At 45.1% G+C, this 20743-nt stretch carries 14 protein-coding genes; 2 read left to right on the top strand and 12 right to left on the bottom strand.

The window, feature by feature from the left end:
• Positions 1-154: 154 nt before the first annotated feature.
• From ACFQ2O_RS09775 to ACFQ2O_RS09725, 11 genes are all read right to left on the bottom strand, one after another.
• The gene (locus ACFQ2O_RS09775) at positions 155-1225 is read right to left on the bottom strand and encodes an agmatinase family protein (RefSeq protein ID WP_377526508.1); all 1071 of its coding nucleotides are present in this window, start codon (positions 1223-1225) and stop codon (positions 155-157) included.
• Positions 1226-1244: 19 nt separating this feature from the next.
• The gene (speE, locus tag ACFQ2O_RS09770) at positions 1245-2549 is read right to left on the bottom strand and encodes a polyamine aminopropyltransferase (RefSeq protein ID WP_377526503.1); all 1305 of its coding nucleotides are present in this window, start codon (positions 2547-2549) and stop codon (positions 1245-1247) included.
• Between the two features lie 168 nt (positions 2550-2717).
• Positions 2718-3530: a putative phage abortive infection protein gene (locus tag ACFQ2O_RS09765; RefSeq protein ID WP_377526499.1), complete on the bottom strand. Its 813-nt coding sequence runs from the start codon at positions 3528-3530 to the stop codon at positions 2718-2720.
• A 100-nt stretch (positions 3531-3630) separates the two neighbouring features.
• On the bottom strand, positions 3631-4278 hold the full coding sequence (locus ACFQ2O_RS09760; protein ID WP_377526495.1) for a chemotaxis protein CheC: 648 nt from the start codon (positions 4276-4278) through the stop codon (positions 3631-3633).
• A gap of 34 nt (positions 4279-4312) precedes the next feature.
• Entirely contained in the window at positions 4313-5953 is a 1641-nt protein-coding gene (locus ACFQ2O_RS09755; RefSeq protein ID WP_377526492.1) for a chemotaxis protein CheA, read from the bottom strand.
• Positions 5928-7070 (bottom strand): chemotaxis protein CheB, encoded by a 1143-nt coding sequence (locus ACFQ2O_RS09750; protein ID WP_377526489.1) that lies wholly within the window; start codon positions 7068-7070, stop codon positions 5928-5930. The genes ACFQ2O_RS09755 and ACFQ2O_RS09750 overlap by 26 nt, the downstream gene beginning before the upstream one ends.
• A 55-nt stretch (positions 7071-7125) precedes the next feature.
• On the bottom strand, positions 7126-7488 hold the full coding sequence (locus ACFQ2O_RS09745) for a response regulator (RefSeq protein ID WP_377526486.1): 363 nt from the start codon (positions 7486-7488) through the stop codon (positions 7126-7128).
• Positions 7489-7513: 25 nt separating this feature from the next.
• The gene (locus tag ACFQ2O_RS09740; protein ID WP_377526483.1) at positions 7514-8125 is read right to left on the bottom strand and encodes a chemotaxis protein CheW; all 612 of its coding nucleotides are present in this window, start codon (positions 8123-8125) and stop codon (positions 7514-7516) included.
• Positions 8125-12639, bottom strand: a complete 4515-nt coding sequence (locus tag ACFQ2O_RS09735) for a HAMP domain-containing protein (protein WP_377526480.1) — start codon at positions 12637-12639, stop codon at positions 8125-8127. The genes ACFQ2O_RS09740 and ACFQ2O_RS09735 overlap by 1 nt, the downstream gene beginning before the upstream one ends.
• 175 nt (positions 12640-12814) lie before the next feature.
• Positions 12815-13564 (bottom strand): ParA family protein, encoded by a 750-nt coding sequence (locus ACFQ2O_RS09730; protein ID WP_377526477.1) that lies wholly within the window; start codon positions 13562-13564, stop codon positions 12815-12817.
• Between the two features lie 103 nt (positions 13565-13667).
• Complete coding sequence (locus ACFQ2O_RS09725) at positions 13668-14165, bottom strand: SixA phosphatase family protein (protein WP_377526474.1); 498 nt, start codon at positions 14163-14165, stop codon at positions 13668-13670.
• A gap of 156 nt (positions 14166-14321) precedes the next feature.
• Between ACFQ2O_RS09725 and topA the strand changes: the two genes are divergently transcribed.
• Together topA and ACFQ2O_RS09715 are read left to right on the top strand one after the other, a co-directional pair.
• Positions 14322-16772 carry a type I DNA topoisomerase gene (gene topA / locus ACFQ2O_RS09720; RefSeq protein WP_377526471.1) on the top strand — a complete coding sequence of 817 codons (2451 nt, stop codon included), beginning with the start codon at positions 14322-14324 and terminating at the stop codon, positions 16770-16772.
• Between the two features lie 409 nt (positions 16773-17181).
• Positions 17182-18297, top strand: coding sequence for a fatty acid desaturase family protein (locus ACFQ2O_RS09715; protein WP_377526469.1), 1116 nt, complete (start codon positions 17182-17184; stop codon positions 18295-18297).
• Positions 18298-18536: 239 nt separating this feature from the next.
• Here the strand turns inward: ACFQ2O_RS09715 and ACFQ2O_RS09710 are convergent, their stop codons facing one another.
• Positions 18537-20666, bottom strand: coding sequence for an FUSC family protein (locus ACFQ2O_RS09710; protein ID WP_377526466.1), 2130 nt, complete (start codon positions 20664-20666; stop codon positions 18537-18539).
• Between the last annotated feature and the right edge of the window lie 77 nt (positions 20667-20743).

Genomic DNA, 20743 nt, shown 5'->3' with positions numbered 1-20743 from the left:
TTTAAAATTCATCCTTTGCGCTGCAAAAGCGTGTAAAGGAACCTGGCTTCACGCTTTTCTCGCCCCATAGCGCTGCTATGAAGCTCTAAAACCGCTTTGCCAAAACCTATTCCTAATCTTTCACTTGCAAAAACAAAATTTAAACAAGCTCTAGTTAAAACTGTGCTTCCAAACGCTTTTGTGAAGCAGCCATCCAATTACAAAGTTTCATCAATACCCTTGCTCCTACGTTTCCGTTCCACTCGCTTTCGCCGGGTGCTACTTCACAAAGGTCAAAACCTATGATCTCGCGGCCTGATTTAACTAATTGTTTAATCAGATAAATAGCCTGTTCAAACTCCAGCCCTCCCGGCACCGGTGTACCTGTACCAGGGCAAAGTTTAGGATCTAGCCCATCAATGTCGAAGCTGATGTATACTTTTTGCGGCAGCTGTGCTATAATTTTTTTGCATTCCTTTTTCCAGCTGTCACCCGCATACAGGTTCTCCTTCATCACGGCATCATAAAAAATAGCTACTCTACCGTTAGATTGCTCTGCTAACTCTGCCTCTGACTGTGCCAGATCACGAATGCCCACCTGTACCAGTTTCTTTACCTGAGGCAGCTTCAGCGCATTAAACATAATAGAGGCGTGTGAGAACTCAAAACCCTCGTATGCTTCTCTAAGATCAGCATGCGCATCTATTTGTAGTATACCATACTCATCATGCTTTTCTGCTAAGGCGTGCATCAAGCCAAGCGGTGTACTATGGTCCCCTCCTAACACGCCAACCAGCTTCCCCTGTTCCAGGTATGTAAGCGCCTTTTGCTTTAACCACTGCAGTAGTTCCTGCCCTTTTGCGGTTACTTCAGCTGGTAAACTTTCGTATTCAGATTTACCGATTTCAGGGCTTCCGGCTTCAAGCCAATTAATATAAGCTTCTGCTTTTTCACGCAACGTATCGCTGGTGGCTTGCCATTCTTCAGAAATATCTTCCATGGCAATGCCTAATTTCCAGGCATCCTTGATATTTGGCTCAAAAAGATCCAGTTGTGGCGAAGCGTCTTTCACTGCCTTTGGGCCTGCAGCTGTACCTGCGCTGTAAGATACTGTTACTTCCCAAGGCATAGGAATAATCACTAGTTCAGACTCCTCTAGGGTGAAAGGGAGGCCAAAAAGGCCTCCGCTTACATCACCTACACCACTCGGGTCAAAGTTTTGGATTTTCTGTTCTTTACTTGTCATCGGATGGGATAGCTAAGAATTATTTCACTACCTGCTGCGAACCAGTCTGGAGTAACTGTTTCACAAAGTTTGGAAGGGCGAATGCAGCAGTATGAACTTCTTCGTTATAGTATTTCAGGCCTTGCTCCTGAGAGAATTTAGCTGCTGCTTCTCGGTTAAACTGTAAAGGATGTGAGTTACCTTTTGAAGAGTATGAGAAGCTCCAGGTACCCGTTGGATAAGTAGGTATTGCCGCTAAGTAGCATTGTACTTTATCCTGCCCGAAAATTTGCTTATAAGTATCGTATATTTCTACAAATACGCCGCTGTTGAAACGAGGAGACTCAGATTGCGTGATCATAACGCCATCCGGTGTCAGGCAACGGTGAACCTGGCTATAGAATTCGGCTGTAAACAAGCCTTCGCCTGGGCCTACTGGATCAGCAGAATCTATAATAATCAGGTCATAGCGACCATCTTCGCAGTCGTTTATATACTTGATACCATCCTCAACCAGCAGGTTTAGACGTGGGTTATCGAAAGCAACGGCAGTTTCTGGCAGGTGCAGCTTGCAGGCTTCTATTACCAGGGCATCAATTTCCACCAGCGTAACCTCTTCCAGCTGCTCATGGCGCAGTAGCTCACGAACAGTACCACCGTCACCACCGCCTATCACTAAGGCACGCTTAGCCTTAGGATGACTGAACATGGGGATATGCGTGATCATTTCATGATACACATACTCATCTTTCTGTGTGCACATTACCATACCGTCCAGCGTGAGCATATTGCCATACGCCAGGGTTTCGTAAATTTCCACACGTTGGAAAGGAGAATCTTTTTTGTAAAGTTGCTTTCCGGAATGCTTTAAAGACAAGGCTATATTTTCATCGCGCTCGGTAAACCAGACATCACGCGTGATAGTACCCTCTGCTTCTATCGTTTTCGGGGAAAGATCACGAAGCGACTCCAGGTTAAAGTCATTGCGCTTCAGCAAGCTTAATTGCCCTCTGCGCAACTCCATGGAAGAACCATGGCCGGCCTGGAAAGCTTCTTTAAGATAATTATAGGATACCCATGGGTCAACAGAATCGCCGCAGGTAAACAGGTCTACCGCAGCGTAGCCGTATTCGGGCCAGGTATGTATGGCCAGGTGGCTCTCCTGAATAACCACTACACCAGAAACGCCATAAGGCGAAAAATGGTGAAATGTGCTGTTAATGACGGTGGCACCTGCAGTTTCAGCGGCGGCAACCATGCTATTCTCAATGTGAACAACGTCATTCATTAGCTCAGCAGAGCAATCGTAAAATTCAACTAAAATGTGTCTACCTAAAGCGTTCATCAACGGGTATAGAAAGTTAAAAAAACAATAAGAGGGCAAAAAAACAAAATCCGCAGTTATAATCAAAAGTTATACTTGCGTACAAAGGTATACTCTATTGTTTACTAATGTGTTAAATAAATTTATTTCTGGCAGGCAGGTTTTCAATTGCTTCTATTGCTGGTTGTACTATGATGCCTGCAACTCCCTGTCCACGATAAACTCTACTTTATACTCCTCCACCATATCTTCAAAAACATCAAAAGCGTTATCTATGGCATTAAACTCCTTAAGTAGATTATAAGCAGCAATGTGATAAATAAGAAACAACTCAGATTGAGTAAAATTGGCTTTGGTTATAAAACTGTAGAATTCACCTTCATCCTGCGCCTCGATACGGTATTTTTGAATTAGCTTAAACAATACGCTCAGATTTTTGAGATAAGGGTTAAGAGAGTTTAAATAAAAGGAGAAGTGGTAGGTAAAATAGTCTTCGAAGAGGTGCAACAGGTCTTCTTTATTCTTTTCTGCCGCCTCCATAGAGCGTACTTTCTGTACAAAGGAGGTGAGTACCTTTTCCTGGAAAAAAACGAAGAAATTAGTACCCCGCCATGCGCTTTCGTTGATATCAAAGGCAGTAAGGGAGTCTATAATATCGTTGTGCTTTTGAATAAAGCTGATGTAGAGGGTAGAGAAATTCTGCTGCTGAAAAATTTTCTGCGTCTTGTGTAATTCAAACCGTTGCAGTTCGAACTCGCGCTTTTGATACGTAAGGGTGGCAAAGAATAGGAATACTCCCGCTAATGCCCATAAAGAACCGACTATACCGCCAATAAACTCACCATATTCACCGAATACTCCTTCACGGTCGGCAGGCTCCAGATACAGCTCTTTTACAAGATTAAACTTGATGGTGCCCCACACAAGAACAATGGCACCGGCTGTTATGAGTACATAACCGATTATTTCGTATCTGCTGAGTTTTTGCTTTGGTAACGACATTTGTATAAGTATGGCTTATTTGAAAGCAAGCACAATGGCAGGGGTAAAAGCCTTTTATTTACTGCTGCGCCTGAACAAGCTATCCTTACTACAAATTAGTTTAATCTGTTTCCTTTAGATCGTTTTTACCTAATTGGAAGGTCCGGATGATATCACGAATTTTAAGAAACGTATTAGAGTCGAAGAAAAGCAGCAACGGCAATTCTACGCTTTTAGAATTATGTGTAAAGCGTGTGATAACGGTAAAAACCAAGGGCTGAAACAAAGGGTGTTGCACCAGAATGTCCTTTAAGGAATCAGCAATGTGGCTTTTAGGAGCTTTAGGCGGTGAACCATAGATATTAGCTTTCAAAATATTTGCCATCTGTGTAACCATCGCACCTGTAATAATATTACTGATCTCAAGTAACAAAGATTCCTGCATCACAGAAAGCTCACCCTTCTGCACCTCTACCATCGCCAGGCACACTTCTGAAAGCCTTACAATGTGGTCATCAGAGAAAAGCATAAGGGTGGCACCATTAAAATCACCTTTCACATCTGACTGTATGATGACGTGCGTATTTTCATAGGTTGCCACCAGGTTCAGGAGTTTCTTCACCTCTATCAGCTGAATGTCGGGCACTTTCAGGAGAACTTTGTCTTTTGCAATGGCAGCAAATGAATCTGCAGCCCTTGCTAAGCCAATATTAAGTATCTCCTTAATAATGTCTCGCTCTAACTCTGTTATGTGAGGTTCCGTCATCATAGTCGTCGCGTTTTGTTTACTCTCTCCACCCATCTCAGCTCTGCCTCCTGCTTATAAAGTAGCGTGTAACTGCCGGCACATCTAAAACAAGACAAACTTTGCCTGTGCCTAACAAGGTAACACCACCATAAATATCTATTTGGTCCAGCGGTTTGCTTAACGGCTTCACCACTATATCCTGCTGTCTGTACAGTTTATCTACAATTAACCCAAGCTTTCTGTTGTTGTAGGACACAACAATAATGTTCTGCACTTGACCTTGCAGCTTGGTTTTGTCTCCGAGTTTCATTTTACCCTCCGGGGCGTTCAGGAGTTCGTTCAGGTAAACTACCGTTACGGTCTCACCATTTAGGTTGGCAACGAGCACATCGCCCACCTCATGTAGTTCATCTTTATCTAGTGCAACCACCTGCTCTGTATGTATGAGCGGAATGGCAAAGAATATTTCATCTACTTCAAATAATAGCGCGCCTTTCACGGCAATTGATGTCGGAAGCTGTAGCGTGAAAGTTGTGCCTTTCCCTTTTTCTGAGTCTACGTTGATACGACCTCCAATTGAGTCAATCGCATTTTTTACTACGTCCAGCCCCACCCCTCTGCCAGAGAATTCTGTTACCTGTTTTGCAGTAGAGAAACCAGGTTCGAATAAAAACGCTAAGGCTTCACTGTCGGCTACGCCAGAAACCATGTCTGGCGATATTAACTGACGCTCTACAGCCTTTCTCTTCACCTGCTTCAGGTCGATACCCTTACCGTCATCAGTCAGTTTGATCAGCACATTATCGCGATCACTTTGGGCGCTGAGACGCAAGGTTCCTGTTCTATCTTTGCCTTTTTTATCACGCTCATCCGGCTGTTCCAGCCCATGCGTTATAGCATTGCGAACCAGGTGCAGGAGTGAATCGGTAATAATCTGAAGGATATTCCTGTCTATCTGTATATCCTGCCCTGTCAGTTCCAGGTTTACTTCCTTATTTTCGGCGGCAGCTATATCACGCACAATGCGTGGAAACTTATTAAATAACGAGCCTATGTTTACGAGACGGGCATCCATTACACTGTACTGCAGGTCTTCTGTAATACGGTACAGGTGAGAACTTACGCTCTTCAATTCGTCGTTATTCAGTTCCCGCCCTATTGATATGATGCGGTCCCTATCGATCATCAACTCGCCCACAAGGTTCATCATGTGGTCCAGCTTTTTGATCTGAATGTAAATCAGATCAGAGAGCGACAGGTTTTTGGAGGTATTGTATTTCTGTACCTTTGCCAGCTCAATAGTGCTGTCAGAGAGGTTATCTACAATAATATCCAGGTTACGCAACAGTACCGGATCCGGCTCTCCGTAATTAGGATTATCGATTTCGTGGATGAGCTCACCCAATAAATCAATGCCGTCAAAGAGCACCATTACCACCTCTTCGCTAAACGTCAGCTCTTTATTCCGGATCAGGCTAAAAGCTGTTTCCAGTTTATGTGACACATCTGAGATCTGGAGGTAGCCAATCGCCTTAGAGTTCGCCTTCAGGTTATGCAGCAGACGAAAAACCTCGGCCAGCGTCTGATCGTCGTCGGGGTTTTTCTCCAATGTGCTGATATGCCTGTTGAGTGCGTCATAGTACTCCAGTGCTTCGGCAATAAATATTTCTTTATATTCCTGTTCTCTCGATTTCATATGCGCTGTCAGGTATACTAACCTGCTGCTGCCCTGCCACATACTGATTCAGAAAATGCGGTATTTCCTGTAAAGGCAACACTTTGTTTATATATCCGCTCTCAATAGCAGACCTGGCCATTCCAAAAATTGCGGATGTACCTTCGTCCTGCGCTATCATTGTACCTCCACGCTTTAAAATACAGGAGGCTCCCTGGGTGCCGTCTTTTCCCATGCCTGTTAAGATGACACCCACTACCCGTACAACTTTACTTTCAGCCACAGACTGCATAAGCAAGTCTATACTTGGCTGATCGTAGTGCGTCGGCGCCGTATCAGAAAAGCTGATCCTGATATTAGCGGCCTTCACTTTAACAGGTTTAACCACCATGTTACGTCCACCGGGAGCTACAATTACTTTTCCAGGTTTCAACACCAACCCTTCATGTCCTTCCACTACCTGTAGAGAAGTAATAGACTGCAGCCGATTAGTATAGGACTTGGTAAAATTCTCAGGCAGATGCAGCGCCACTAAAACAGATGCATTAAGGTCTGCTGATAATTTTGCAAGGATACTTTCTACAGCCTGTGTACCTCCTGTAGAAGCACCGATAACAATCACAGTATCGGCTGTTTGGCTTTTACCTCTTAAAGCTGGCACCTGACTGGGTAGCATTACTACTTCCTGTTGCAAGAGCAAAAGGCGCTGCTGCACATCGTATATAGCTGTATCCTTTACTGCCCTTACTTTTTTCAGCACCTCCGCAGCTATACTTCTGTAATTGATGTAAAACCCTCTGCTAGGTTTTAAAATGACAGCATAAACTCCCATCTCTACTGCCTGACTTAGCAATGCAAGGGTCAGGTGTTCGCCTGGCACTAGTAACATCACAGGAACAGGCTGCTCGCTAAAGATGCGTTTTAAAGCTAGTAAATTATCGTTCTTAGGTAGATCATAATCCAGCACAACCATATCTGGTTTGTTGCGTGACATGAGCAGCATTAATTCCTCTCCGTCTGCAGCTAAATCAAGTACATTTAAATCCTGCTCAGAACTAATGATATCCTGTAATACTAGCCTACAATAATTAGACTTATCAGCAATCAGAACTTTCAGCTTCTTCCTTTCCTCCTGCACGTCCTTTTCAATTAGAATTCAGTGATGGCTGGTATAGGGTAAGCGAGTAAACCGGCTACTCGGCCAGCACTTTACTTACCACCTCCAAGACTTTCTCCTCAGAGAAAGGCTTCACGATGTATGATTTAGCACCAGACTCCATGGCTTCATTTACGATTACTTCCTGCCCAACAGCACTGACGATTATAACTTTCTGCTCCGGATTGTCCGCTCTGATCCCTTTCAGCACGTCTAACCCTGTATTATCAGGTAAGATTACATCCAGCGTTACCAGGTCAGGCTTTGTTTCTTTGGCTAGCTCTAAAGCCGTTTGTCCATTAGGGGCTTCGCCAACCACTTCGTAACCAGCATCTGTGAGCATGTTCTTTAACATGGTGCGCATGTAGAAAGAATCATCTACGATTAATATTCTTTTCATACTTTATAAGTATAGTTTCTTGTTGTTAAGCTTTTTGGAGCTGGTTTACCTCATCCTGCGTTAGAATTTTATGCATATCCAGCACAATAATCAGCCTCCCGTCAACTTTGGCTATGCCTTCTATAAAATTCTCGCTGATGCTTACATCCTGTAGAAAAGAAGGTGCCCGATCAATTTTCGTAACTGACAAGTTGAGCGACTGCGGCACTTCCTTTACTTCTACACCAATGCTGTAATCTTTTGCTTCTATAACCAAGGTATAAGAGGCATCTGGTTGTAATCCTTCATGGAGTTCAGCTGGCCTGATACCAAACCGCCGCTCCATGTCCATGATGGCAATAATATCGCCTCGTATATTTGCGACACCTTTCACAAAGTCAGGTGTTCGCGGCATGCGTGTGACAGCAGGAGTAGATGTTACCTCTTTCACCTGATCAATTTTGATAGCATACTCTTCTGTGCCTAATTTAAACACAATAAGATGCACCATCTCTGATGTCACCTGCTCTTGGGCAGCCTCTACCGTTGATGTTTTTTTGGCAGGCGCAACAGGTGTTTCTGCCGTTGCTGCTTTCGCTGCATTATCATTGATGTCAGCAGCCTCTGCAGTAGCTTTATTGTTAGTTTCTTTTGCCATTACTGCGCTTTACCGTCTCCTCTTTTCAATGAACCATTTGGTTTAGTATTCAATGAGCGTGTTGCAAGCCTGGTGTTACCTGTTTGATTACGCTCATTACGCTGATTAACAGCAGCATAGGAAAGTATGTTTTTCCTATTGTTGAAAACCAGGTTACCATCTATCAATTTGAAGGCAGATATACTTACCTGGAGGTCTGCAGCAATATCATTCAGGTTCTGAGAAGATGAAGTAAGTTCCTGCATCGACCCTGACAGTTGCTTAGCCGTACTTGCCACCTGTTGTGTACCAGATGCTGTTTGCTCTGCAATTGCTACCACCTCTTCCACATACTTCACCACATCACCAATGGATGATTTCTGCACTTCAGTTGCTGTAAGGATATCCTGCGCTGTACGCAGCGTTTCACCACTGGAAGATGCAATGTTTTTAAATGCACCGGAAGCTTCGAATGTAGCATTCTTTCCTTTCGACACACGGCCTTCCATGGTTGAGATTGCTGTTGCGGCGGAAGCAGTATCTTTCTTCACATCTTCTACCAGTGTGGCAATCTCACTTGCTGATTTACGCGATCCTTCAGCCAGTTTTCGGATTTCCTCTGCTACCACGGCAAAACCGCGACCTGCTTCTCCGGCACGAGCCGCCTCAATGGCAGCGTTCAGGGCCAGCAAGTTGGTTTGCGCAGCAATGTCTGTAATCACACTTAGTGATTTAGAAATTTCTTGTGAGCGTGTGCTCAATACTTCAATGGTTTTAGAAGTCAGGGATGCTGAACTAGAAATCTCTTCCATGTTCTTCACCACTTCAGCTACTGTTTTAAGACCCAGCTGTGATGTTTCCTCACCTACTTTTGCAGACCTGTTCACTACTTCTGCTCTATTGGCAGTCTCTTTCGTAGCTTTCATGATCTCCTCGATTAGCTTGAAAGCCTGATCTGTTTTAAGAGCTTGATTCTGGGCACCTTCCGCCATCTGCTGCATCGCAAGTGCCACATCCAGCGTCACCTTATTCATCTCCAAGCCTTTATCAGCCATTTCCTCAGACGATGCTCCAACTACCAGCGACGAGTCGTTGATCTCGCCAAGTAGTGCGTTCAGGTTGTCAACGGCTAGATTCAGGGCGTTGGCCATATCCAGTATATCTCCGGCAGTATGGCTTTCTACTTTCTGCGTCAGGTCTCCTTCTGAAATGCCACGTACCACTCTTGAAACTTCTAAGACTGGAGTTACAATAGACTCTAACAGGTCGTTCAATGTGTCTACAAGCTCTTTCCAGCTTCCGCCTACACCTTGTAAGGTAGCACGCTCAGTAAGTTTTCCTTCCACACCTGCTACCCTGGCCACACGGCTAACTTCACCGGCTAATCGGTTCAGGTCGACCACCATGGTGTTGATGGTTTCAGCCAGTTCAGCTACTTCTCCTTTTGCCTCCAGTGTCAGCTTCTGCGTTAGGTCACCTTTCGATACTGCGGTTACTACTTTTACTATACCACGCACCTGCGTTGTAAGGTTGGTCGCCATGGTGTTTACGTTATCGGTCAGGTCTTTCCATACACCGGCTACATTTGGCACCGATGCCTGGCCGCCCAAGCGTCCTTCCGTACCTACTTCCAGCGCCACACGGGTAACTTCACCGGCAAAGATGTTCAGGGAATCTACCATGCGATTGATGTTCTCCTTCAGCTCGCCTAGTTCACCTTTCACATCCACAGAAACTTTCTGAGTAAGGTCACCTTTCGCCACCGCAGTCGCCACTTTGGCGATGTCACGCACCTGAGAAGTCAGGTTGCTGGCCATGGTGTTCACGTTGTCGGTCAGTTCTTTCCAGGTTCCGCGTACTTTCGGCACATTGGCCTGACCGCCCAGCTTACCTTCTGTACCCACTTCACGTGCCACACGAGTTACTTCGTCGGCAAACACGTTCAGCGAGTCAACCATCTGGTTCAGGTTTTCCTTCAGGTCCAAAATTTCGCCCAAGGCTTCCACTGATACCTTCTGGGTCAGGTCACCTTTTGCTACCGCAGTCGCTACTTTGGCAATGTCACGCACCTGCGAAGTCAAATTGCTGGCCATGGAGTTTACGTTGTCAGTCAGGTCCTTCCAGGTTCCCCCAACATTCGGCACATTGGCCTGTCCGCCCAGCTTACCTTCCGTACCCACTTCACGTGCCACTCTTGTTACCTCATCACCAAATATATTCAGCGAGTCCACCATGAAGTTGATGTTCTCTTTGAGTTCTGCTATCTCACCACGGGCTTCTACCGCAATTTTCTGCGTAAGGTCTCCTTTTGCAACACCTGTGGCTACTTTCGCAATACCTCGCACCTGCGTTGTCAGGTTAGATGCCATGGTGTTTACGTTGTCAGTCAGGTCTTTCCATACTCCGGCTACATTAGGCACATTGGCCTGTCCGCCTAGTCTACCTTCGGTACCTACTTCCAGCGCCACACGCGTTACCTCTCCAGCAAAAATGTTCAGGTAATCCACCAGCTGATTGATATTTTCCTTCAACTCGGCCATCTCCCCTTTCACATTCACTGTGATTTTCTGGGTTAAATCACCTCGCACAACGGCAGTCGCTACATCAGCAATATCACGTACCTGCGAGGTCAGGTTATTAGCCATGGTATTCACGTTGTCGGTGAGTTCTTTCCATACACCGCCCACGTTTGGTACACTTGCCTGGCCGCCCAGCTTTCCTTCCGTACCCACCTCACGCGCCACTCTGGTTACTTCGTCAGCAAATATATTCAGCGAGTCCACCATTTGGTTGATGTTTACCTTTAGCTCAGCTAACTCACCACGCACATTTACTGTAATCTTCTGTGTCAGGTCACCTTTCGCCACCGCTGTTGCTACATTGGCAATATCCCGTACCTGGCTAGTCAGGTTGGAGGCCATGTAGTTTACATTGTCTGTAAGTTCTTTCCAGATACCTGCTACATTCGGCACGTTGGCCTGACCACCTAATATACCTTCGGTACCTACCTCACGTGCCACACGGGTTACTTCCGCGCCAAACACATTCAGTCGGTCCACCATTTCATTTAATATATCCTTCAGCTCACCTAGCTCTCCCTTCACGTCCACCGAAACCTTTTGGGTCAGGTCACCTTTCGCCACGGCGGTTGCTACGTTAGCAATGTCACGCACCTGAGAGGTCAGGTTGCTGGCCATCAGGTTCACATTATCAGTCAGCTCTTTCCACGTGCCTTCTACTCTTGGCACCGTAGCCTGCCCGCCCAACTTACCTTCCGTACCCACTTCACGCGCCACTCTGGTTACCTCACCGGCAAAAATATTAAGGGAATCCACCATCTGATTGATGATGTCTTTCAACTCAGCAATCTCGCCTTTTACATTTACAGTGATTTTCTGCGTCAGGTCACCTTTCGCCACCGCAGTCGCTACATTGGCGATGTCACGCATCTGGGCTGTCAGGTTCGAGGCCATGGTGTTCACGTTGTCGGTCAGGTCTTTCCATACACCGCCCACGTTAGGCACTTTTGCCTGACCACCTAAGCGTCCTTCGGTACCTACCTCACGTGCCACACGGGTAACCTCATCGGCAAACACGTTCAGCGAGTCCACCATTTGGTTTACGTTGTCCTTCAGCTGGGCAAACTCGCCTCGTACATCCACAGAAACTTTCTGTGTAAGGTTACCTTTCGCCACCGCAGTTGCTACATTGGCAATATCCCGCACCTGACTGGTCAGGTTCGAGGCCATCGTGTTCACGTTGTCGGTCAGGTCTTTCCACACACCGGCCACATTCGGCACACTTGCCTGGCCACCCAGTTTACCTTCGGTACCCACTTCCAAGGCTACTCGCGTCACTTCTCCTGCAAAAAGGTTCAGGTTATCGATGGTGCGGTTAATTGTCTCGGCCATCACCTTAAAGTCTCCGGATACCGGGATCTGGAAAGTTTCGCCCAGGTTACCGCGCGATATGTTCTTTAGTACTTTGCCTACTTCTAGTACCGGTACAGCAATGGAATCTACAAGACCGTTGATGTTGTTGATCATGTCCTTCCAGAAACCTGATGCATTTTCAGCAGAGGCACGGGCTTTCAGGTTACCCTCCACACCAGCCACTTTCGATATGCGTGACACTTCGCCACCCACACCACCGATCATCTCCACCATGGAGTTATAGGCTTCTGCTATGTCGGCGAAAATATCGTTGTTCTGCTTGGTAAGGCGCACCGAAACATCACCTTTCTTGAAGGCATCCAAGGCGTAGAGCACCTTGTTTAACTGCTCGCTGATATACTCAGGGCTGTTAGGTAATTTTTCGGGTCTAGCTGTTTTCACATCCTTAGGAGTGGCAGCATCTTTTTTAGGTAAGCTCGCAGGTTTAGCTGACTTATCAGTTACCGGTGCCCCAGCAGCAATAGCTGATGCATCAGATAAGGATGTTGACGCAGCAGCCGTGTCTTCCTTTGCTTTCGGAGCTTTTTTTGTTTCTTCTTTGGCTTCCACATCACTGATGAGCTTCTCTTTGCTCAACTTCATATTTTTACCTAAGGCCATACTTTGTTTGGTTGGAATGGGTCTTGTCTACACCTTCTGCACTGCCCAAGAACAAACTGTGTTGTGTTCTTGGGCAGTGCAGTTGATATAATAGCAAATGCAATTTACTAAACTATTTGCGAAAAAAGTATAAGAATCAAAAATCAAGTTATTGTAGCTACTGCGCCTCCAGATATTCTTCAGCTAAGGCTCTGTAATCCTTGGCACCATTAGAAGAAGCATCATAATCCAGGACACTTTTGCCAAAAGAAGGTGCTTCTGCCAGCTTTACATTCATGCGCACCTGGCTCTTGAACACTTTCTCTTTTACATGCTCATGCAAGTACTCCAACACCTCCAGGCTCAGCTTTCGCCGTACATCAAACATGACAACTACGATTCCTTTTATTTTTAGTTTTGGATTGAAGGTTTTCTGCACTTTTTCTACTGTATTCATTATCTGTCCCAGCCCCTGCAGCGTGAGCACCTCCATTTGCAGGGGAATCAGCACCTCCTGTGCTGCCGTAAGGGCATTTAGGGTAAGCACCGATAAAGAAGGTGGGCAATCAATAAGTATAAAGTCAAAACCTTTAGCCTTGGCTAGCATGTGCTTGAGGAATTTCTCCCGATCAGGCTGTGTCACCAAGGATATCTCTATATCTACCAGTTCATTAGAACCCGGCGCAATCCATAACCCGTCCTTCTCTACTAAAATATCATTTATACTTTTCTCCCCCTGAAAAACATCAGCGAGTGTAGCCTCTGGGGCAGCAATATCGAGTGAGTATGATAAGTTGCTCTGGGGGTCCAGGTCGAGCAGCAGCACTTTTTTGCCTAATTTGCTCAAAGCACTCCCAAGGTTTATAGTTGTAGTTGTTTTGCCAGTACCGCCTTTCTGGTTAATAACGGCCACTACATTCGTCTTCATACATTTGGTTTGATTAAGCCTGCACAGCAAGTATACTCCTGCCATGCCCCTAAACTAGGTATATTATATATAACCTGAAAATTTAAATGAAAGGCAAAAAAGGCTACAGTACTTGCTTTGTGTTGTGGTTGAGCAGTATACCTGTACTCGTATGGATGTCCTGCCAGTGCTTTAAATCAATAGCTACTGCCACTACTTCAGCAGGCTCCAGGTAACCCAGTTGCTGTTGCTCCGTTAACTCACGAACGAGCCTGGTAATACCGGGGTTGTGAGCCACCATCAATACCTGCTTCACATGGTCAGGCAGGTTGCCCAGACAGTTCAACAGCTGTGACTCACGGCTGTTATACAGGTCAGGGTCATAGCTAATCTTTTCTTCGTCGAAGTATAGACGCCCTGCTACAATGCGGGCTGTAGCATTTGCTCTCGCGGCCGGACTAGCTAATATAGCATCAACTTTGGAATATTTTTCCCGCAGCCAGCTTCCGGTATTCCGAGCATGGTTCTGACCTTCGGGTGTTAACTCCCGCTCAAAGTCAGGTTGGAGAGGAAATGGATCATATGTTTCGGCGTGCCGGCAGAGTAGTACAATTCTTTGCATAAATAATCTTAAGCTGACCGTATAGTGTTTAGGAGCGTATTTGAGTATTAGAATTTTGGTTTTAAACCTATCTTATACGGATGGGGTTGTAATTGTTGAAAAAAAAACTTGAACTTTGGGGCAAATCTTGGCCCTGATCGCCTCTAATTTCATAGGATGATAAAAAACTTAGTCATAGTAGAGTCGCCTGCAAAGGCAAAAACCATAGAAGGATACTTAGGGAAAGACTTTATTGTAAAGTCTAGTTTCGGCCACGTGCGTGACTTGCCTAAAGACAATAATGCCATAGACATACCAAATGGCTTCAAGCCAACCTATGTCATATCCAGTGATAAGAAAGAAGTGGTGGCACAGCTTCGTAAGCTAGCGAAAGAGGCTGAGATTGTTTGGCTGGCATCGGACGATGACCGTGAGGGAGAAGCTATATCGTGGCACCTGAGCGAAGCTCTGAACCTGAACGACTCTAAAACGCGCCGTATTGTTTTTCGCGAAATCACTAAGAATGCCATCCTAAACGCCATCAGCACCCCCCGCGGCATAGATATGGATTTGGTGAATGCGCAACAGGCACGTCGCATACTTGACCGGCTAGTGGGCTTTGAGTTGTCGCCGGTACTCTGGAAAAAGATCAAGACTGGTTTATCAGCTGGTCGTGTGCAGTCTGTTGCTGTGCGCCTGGTAGTGGAGCGCGAAAGAGAGATAGAACGATTTAATGCTGAGTCTTCTTTCCGTATAACTGCTGCTTTTGATGTACAGGGCCGTACTTTGGAGGCAGAGTTGCCACAGAAGTTTAAGACTGAAGAAGAGGCACAAGCCTTTTTACAAAACTGTGTAGGCGCTGAGTATAAGATTGAGAACCTGGAGAAAAAGCCGCTGAAGCGAAGCCCTGCTCCTCCGTTCACTACCTCTACCCTACAGCAGGAGGCCAGTAGAAAGCTGTACTTCTCTGTGGCGCAAACCATGACGGTAGCCCAGCGTTTGTACGAAGCCGGAAAGATTTCTTACATGCGTACAGATTCCTTGAACCTGTCTGATGAGGCTGTTCAAGGAGCTACCCGTGAAATTACACGATCTTTTGGAGAAGATTTTGTAAAGACGCGTCGCTTTAAAACAAAATCAGCGGGTGCACAGGAAGCGCACGAAGCCATCCGTCCTACTGATTTTTCTCAGATGACCGGCAGCAGCGATCGTAATGAGCAGCGCCTGTACGAGCTCATTTGGAAAAGAGCCATTGCCTCGCAAATGGCAGATGCAGAAATAGAGAAGACAACCGTTACCATCGGGATTTCTACCCAACCTACGCAAAAGCTGCAGGCAACTGGTGAGGTAATCAAGTTCGAGGGTTTCCTTAAAGTATACATTGAGTCGAAAGACGATGAAGAAGATGGTGCTGACGATGATGTGAAGGGAATGCTGCCGCCACTAAGCATCGGCCAAAGTATAAATCTGCGCCAAATGCTAGGAACACAACGCTACTCCCGCCCTGCCGCCCGCTACACAGAAGCAAGCCTGGTAAAAAAGCTGGAGGAATTAGGTATAGGGCGTCCTTCTACCTATGCTCCTACTATCTCTACCGTACAAAAGCGAGGTTATGTAGAAAAAGACAGCCGGGAAGGTAAGGAACGTAATTTCAGGGTCCTGACGCTGAAAGAAAGCAACATCACCTCTCAGACAAAGACTGAGACAACAGGCGCAGAGAAAAACAAGCTCTTCCCGACTGATACAGCCATGGTAGTGAACGACTTTCTGGTGGAGCACTTCCCCAACGTAATTGACTACTCCTTCACGGCTCGCGTAGAAGCGGAATTTGATGAGATTGCGCATGGCACAAAAGAGTGGGAAAACATGCTGGACCAGTTCTACCAGAAGTTTCATAAGCGGATTGAGTCCAGCGAAAGCATCAACAGAGCAGATGTATCTGGAGCCCGTGAGTTAGGGGCAGATCCTGTAACTGGCAAAACGATTCTTGCTAAGCTTGGCCGCTTTGGACCTTATGTGCAGCTAGGCGAAGAGAATGAAGAAACAGGTGAGAAACCAGTGTACGCAAGCTTACGAAAAGGCCAGTTTATTGAGAGCCTGGCGCTGGAGGATGCCTTGGAACTGTTTAAGCTTCCTCGCATTGTGGGCGTGTATGAAGAAAAGGAAATGAAGGCTGCCATTGGTCGTTTTGGCCCTTATATCAGCCATAACAGCAAGTTTTACTCCTTGCCGAAAACGCTGGACCCACTAAAGGTAACTGCAGAGGAGGCTATTGCCCTGATAGAAGCGAAACGAAAGGCTGACGCTGAAAAACTGATTAAAGCCTTCCCTGAAAACCCAGACATACAAGTGTTGAATGGGCGCTATGGTCCTTACATTGTGGCGGGTAAGAAGAATGTTAAAATACCGAAAGACAAAGAGCCAAGCGAGCTGACACTGGAGGAATGTATAGCCTTAGCTGATGCTACGCCAGAGAAGAAAGGTCGCGGTGGCTTCAAGAAGAAAGCTGATGCTGACAAGCCTGCTGTAGAGAAGAAAAAAGCTGCGCCAAAGGCAAAAGCTACTACCAAAAAAGCTGCTGCCAAGAAGCCCGCAGCTAAAAAACCAGCAGCTAAAAAGAAAGTATAATCTAAAGCTTATTTGAAGCCAATAAGGCTGCTTCATCAAACCATAAAGCCACTCCTGCAGGAGTGGCTTTATGGTTTGATGAAGCAGCGCATTATACTTCTATTGTCGTCACCTATACCTTATCACTACCTATACGCGTTATAGAAAAGTGAATCCTGGAAAATGAATTCCAGATTAAATGTGTTACAGCTAAAGCTGGCATGGTTATGGCCGCTTTAGCTGTAACTAAAGTCTTCACATTCGTCTATACCTTTAGCAGTTCTTTTTGATGTAAGTTATCGCGAATGCCTTATGTGTGTGACAACCAGTATGTAAATTAATGATTCATGTTTTTGCAGTGATTGAGGCTCTGGAACTACTAAATCTACAAGTATAGAAATCTAAGTTTTTCCTCAGTTACGAAGTCTACATGTCTCAAAAATTAAAATTCATCAATACAAACCAGTCTACTTTTTTTGCTACGGCAAGAAAAAGGGTTGACACATACTTTAAAGAAGAACAGCTATCTAAAAACGCCAACAGCCTGATGTGGTTTAAGACCGCCTTTTGCGTAAGCATTTTCTTTTCGTTATACCTCCTTATACTTTCCGGCTGGTTCAATAGCTGGGTGATGCTGGGAATGACATTTGTACTGGGTACTTTTGCGGCTTTCATAGGGTTTAATGTATGCCATGATGCCATTCATGGTTCCTTCTCCAAGAACAGCAAGGTCAACAAAGGACTTGCTTACCTCTTTTACCTGATCGGGGCTAATCCTTACCTTTGGAATATCACACATAATATTGTTCACCATACTTATACAAATATTCCCGGGCACGATGAGGATATAGAAGTTGCTCCTGGACTAATCAGGTTGGACGAAAGCGAAAAAGTAAATAAAATACAGCGTTATCAGCATCTTTATGCTTTTTGGCTTTACGGCCTGGCTTCGCTCTCCTGGGTGCTGCGTAAGGACTATGTCAAATTTTTTCAGAAGCAGATCGGCCAGCATACAAACAAGCACCCCAGGCTAGAATACTTTAACTTGTTCTTCTATAAGCTGCTTCATTATTTTATCTTTATTGGTATACCTGTACTGGTGCTGAATTTGGCATGGTGGCAGGCTTTAATTGGGTTCTTGGTAATGCACTTGGCTGAGGGCATGGTTATGGGCTTAGTTTTTCAGCTGGCCCATGTGGTAGAGGGAACGGAATTTCCTGCACCAAACAGCCAAGGAAATGTGGAAGAGGCTTGGGCTGACCATCAAATGAGAACTACGGCTAACTTTGCACCTTCCAGTGCGATGGCAAGTTTCTTACTTGGCGGATTGAACAGGCAGATAGAGCATCACCTGTTCCCTAAAGTTTGCCATATTCATTATCCAGCTATCTCTGCTATAATCAAGAAAACAGCACGTGAGTTCAACCTGCCTTATATGGAGAGCCCGACATTTTGGTCTGCTATTTCCTCTCATTATAGTATCCTCAGGAAATTTGGAAAGGAAGCATATCAGGTGCAGCACAAAAGAGCGTTAGCATTAAATTAGTATTCATGTTTAACTAAGTATAAAAGAAGCTTAGCATATATTTTTAAGCTCTACTGCAACATCTATGGGAGTGTACGCGTATAAAAACACGGCTAAAAGTTGAAAAGTTTTCAATAAACTTATCATAAAACAAAAAGGCTCCCAGACGGGGAGCCTTTTTGTTTTTAAACACTTTTTATGCCACAACTTTAGATTCTTGCTCCTCCCCTCTTTCTATCCCGCTATCCCGCCTAAGTCGATTAATTTATAATTGCTCCTGATGCCTTACAAATGTCGTAGCTTACTTTTTGTATGAATATTAGCTGTTCTTTAAGAAGCATATTATTCTCAGAACTAGCTGTTAAAGGCGTAGTATTAAGATTAGGTAGAAACGCTTCCTGTTTTAACTCGATCTGCGCTACACCTTGCTGCAAAACGCGTAGCGCCTCATCCAGGTGCTCTGTGTAGTCCGCCACATTGTTGAGCTGAGGGTTGGTCTGTATTAGCGAAGCCACAGAGGAAATGTTAGAAGAAAGAATATGATTTAGCACTAAAAAGCTATGTATAGCTTCTACATTTTTCTGTTTCCTTTTTGGCTCCGAGATCATCCTCTGGAAAGCGGCTGAAAGGTTGGCAGTATAAACGTATACATCTTTTCTGGCTAGTTTATAGTCAATAGTCGACACACCTGTTCCTGCTATACTATCTCTCAGCTTTTGCAGGTAAGCAATGTTAGCTTTTAAAATATCTTTGATGAAAAAACTTAGCTTATCAGACTCCCAGTTGGGAAATAAAGTATAGCTCGCAATAAAAGCGATAGCAGAGCCTAGTAAGGTATCAAGTATACGCTCCTGCGCAATATTAGCGCTAGAACCACCGCCCATAAAGCCAAAAGCGATCAGAATGAACGGAGTCATGAACATAACGCTTACTACATAATTTATGCGCTGCAAGCTAAAAGTGCCCAGCATAAAAATTACTAAAAGCACCAACAAGACCGTCTGCTCTTTAACTATAGACAAAATCAATACTCCGGCAGCACCTCCTACCACAGTGCCAACCAAGCGCTGGTAATTCCGCTGCTTTGTAAGGCTGAAGGCTGGCTTAAGTATAACTATAATGGTGAGCAGCACCCAATAGCTATGATGGCCAAGGTTAAAAGTTATGGTCAAAACATAGCTAAAACCGGACGCAATGGCCACTCGTAGGGAGTGCCTGAAAATGGAGGAATCGAGAGTTAAATTATCAATAAACTTCTTCCCGTCGTACTCCTGTTGCGCAACAAACTTTGTGTACTCTAACTCCTGCCCCAGAGCAACATCATTCCGCTGCGGATTCTCAAAGTAGCTCTGAATATGCGAAAACCTTTCCAGCAGATGCTCAAAGTTTATAAGTACCCGCTCCAGCACCACACTATTATCTGTATCAGTACTCTTTCGCAATTGTGCTACCTGTAACTTTAGCTGCTGTAGCTCATGGTTCAAGTCATGCCTCGCTTTGAAACGCGCATTAGATTGTATGGCCCACCCAATCTCATTCAACTCGTTTCCCATACCTTGAATAAAATGGCCGATCTTGTCAGGCAGGCTGCTATTCCCAATAAATTTGCGGATAGCTTCATAATCAAAATGTATCGCTGAGATCTGCTCATACATATCAACGACATCCACAAAAGTGAGTAGCAGTGCCTTACTATAGCCAGTAGTCTCTTTTACTAGTTGCCTGCTCCGCAAAAGCAAGTCACGAACCAAGTCCTGTTTTTCGCTTACCACGGTTTGCTGTATCAGTACTTTTCGATAGTTTTCTTGTAAATCTATTTCAGGATTATAGAATCCCGCCCTTAGTTTCAAAAAAGTAGCCGTTTCCCTGATACACTCCCCCAGTGCATGCTGTGCTGGCCGGTAAGGCAAAATACCTGAGAAGAGAGAACTAAGCAATAAATACCAAAATCCGCCACCTGCTACCAGTCCACTAAAGACGAAAATATTTTCAGGGTTTAGCCCCATCACCAATATCATAATCAGCAGCCCGGCTGTGCCAATCAGAATAGCCCTGTTGCCATAAACAGCTAACATCGAAAAGAGAAAGGAAAATAAGAGCACCTCCACCCCCATCAGCACCTTATTTTGTACAGCAAGCCCAGTTAGTAAGGCAACTACTAAAACCGTTGCAATGCAAAGCAAAATGCTTGCCCGCTTATGCTTTACTGGCCCTGGCGCATCCGACAGGCTGGCCAGCAATGCTCCCATCGAAACAGGAATACCCAGCTTTAACTGCCCCAGCAAAGAGAAGACAAGTACAGGCAGTATCACACCTACGGTTATGCGCACTCCGTCTGCAAAGTATTCGCTTAAAAAGAAACGCCGTAATGTCCAGGCTTTTTCACTCATTATAAATATTATTATGAATAGTTAATTATAATAGATTGGTTATAGAATAATGAATCATCTGCTTATGGCCTTTACTA

The sequence above is a fragment of the Pontibacter rugosus genome (genome assembly GCF_042678745.1).
GTDB classification, from domain to species: Bacteria; Bacteroidota; Bacteroidia; order Cytophagales; family Hymenobacteraceae; genus Pontibacter; species Pontibacter rugosus.
This window is presented reverse-complemented; position numbering and strand designations above follow the sequence as displayed.

Coding starts and splice junctions, on each gene's coding strand:
- ACFQ2O_RS09775 (WP_377526508.1), bottom strand. CDS start 1,225: ATGACAAGTAAAGAACAGAAAATCCAAAACTTTGACCCGAGTGGTGTA.
- speE (WP_377526503.1), bottom strand. CDS start 2,549: ATGAACGCTTTAGGTAGACACATTTTAGTTGAATTTTACGATTGCTCT.
- ACFQ2O_RS09765 (WP_377526499.1), bottom strand. CDS start 3,530: ATGTCGTTACCAAAGCAAAAACTCAGCAGATACGAAATAATCGGTTAT.
- ACFQ2O_RS09760 (WP_377526495.1), bottom strand. CDS start 4,278: ATGATGACGGAACCTCACATAACAGAGTTAGAGCGAGACATTATTAAG.
- ACFQ2O_RS09755 (WP_377526492.1), bottom strand. CDS start 5,953: ATGAAATCGAGAGAACAGGAATATAAAGAAATATTTATTGCCGAAGCA.
- ACFQ2O_RS09745 (WP_377526486.1), bottom strand. CDS start 7,488: ATGAAAAGAATATTAATCGTAGATGATTCTTTCTACATGCGCACCATG.
- ACFQ2O_RS09740 (WP_377526483.1), bottom strand. CDS start 8,125: ATGGCAAAAGAAACTAACAATAAAGCTACTGCAGAGGCTGCTGACATC.
- ACFQ2O_RS09735 (WP_377526480.1), bottom strand. CDS start 12,639: ATGAAGTTGAGCAAAGAGAAGCTCATCAGTGATGTGGAAGCCAAAGAA.
- ACFQ2O_RS09730 (WP_377526477.1), bottom strand. CDS start 13,564: ATGAAGACGAATGTAGTGGCCGTTATTAACCAGAAAGGCGGTACTGGC.
- ACFQ2O_RS09725 (WP_377526474.1), bottom strand. CDS start 14,165: ATGCAAAGAATTGTACTACTCTGCCGGCACGCCGAAACATATGATCCA.
- topA (WP_377526471.1), top strand. CDS start 14,322: ATGATAAAAAACTTAGTCATAGTAGAGTCGCCTGCAAAGGCAAAAACC.
- ACFQ2O_RS09715 (WP_377526469.1), top strand. CDS start 17,182: ATGTCTCAAAAATTAAAATTCATCAATACAAACCAGTCTACTTTTTTT.
- ACFQ2O_RS09710 (WP_377526466.1), bottom strand. CDS start 20,666: ATGAGTGAAAAAGCCTGGACATTACGGCGTTTCTTTTTAAGCGAATAC.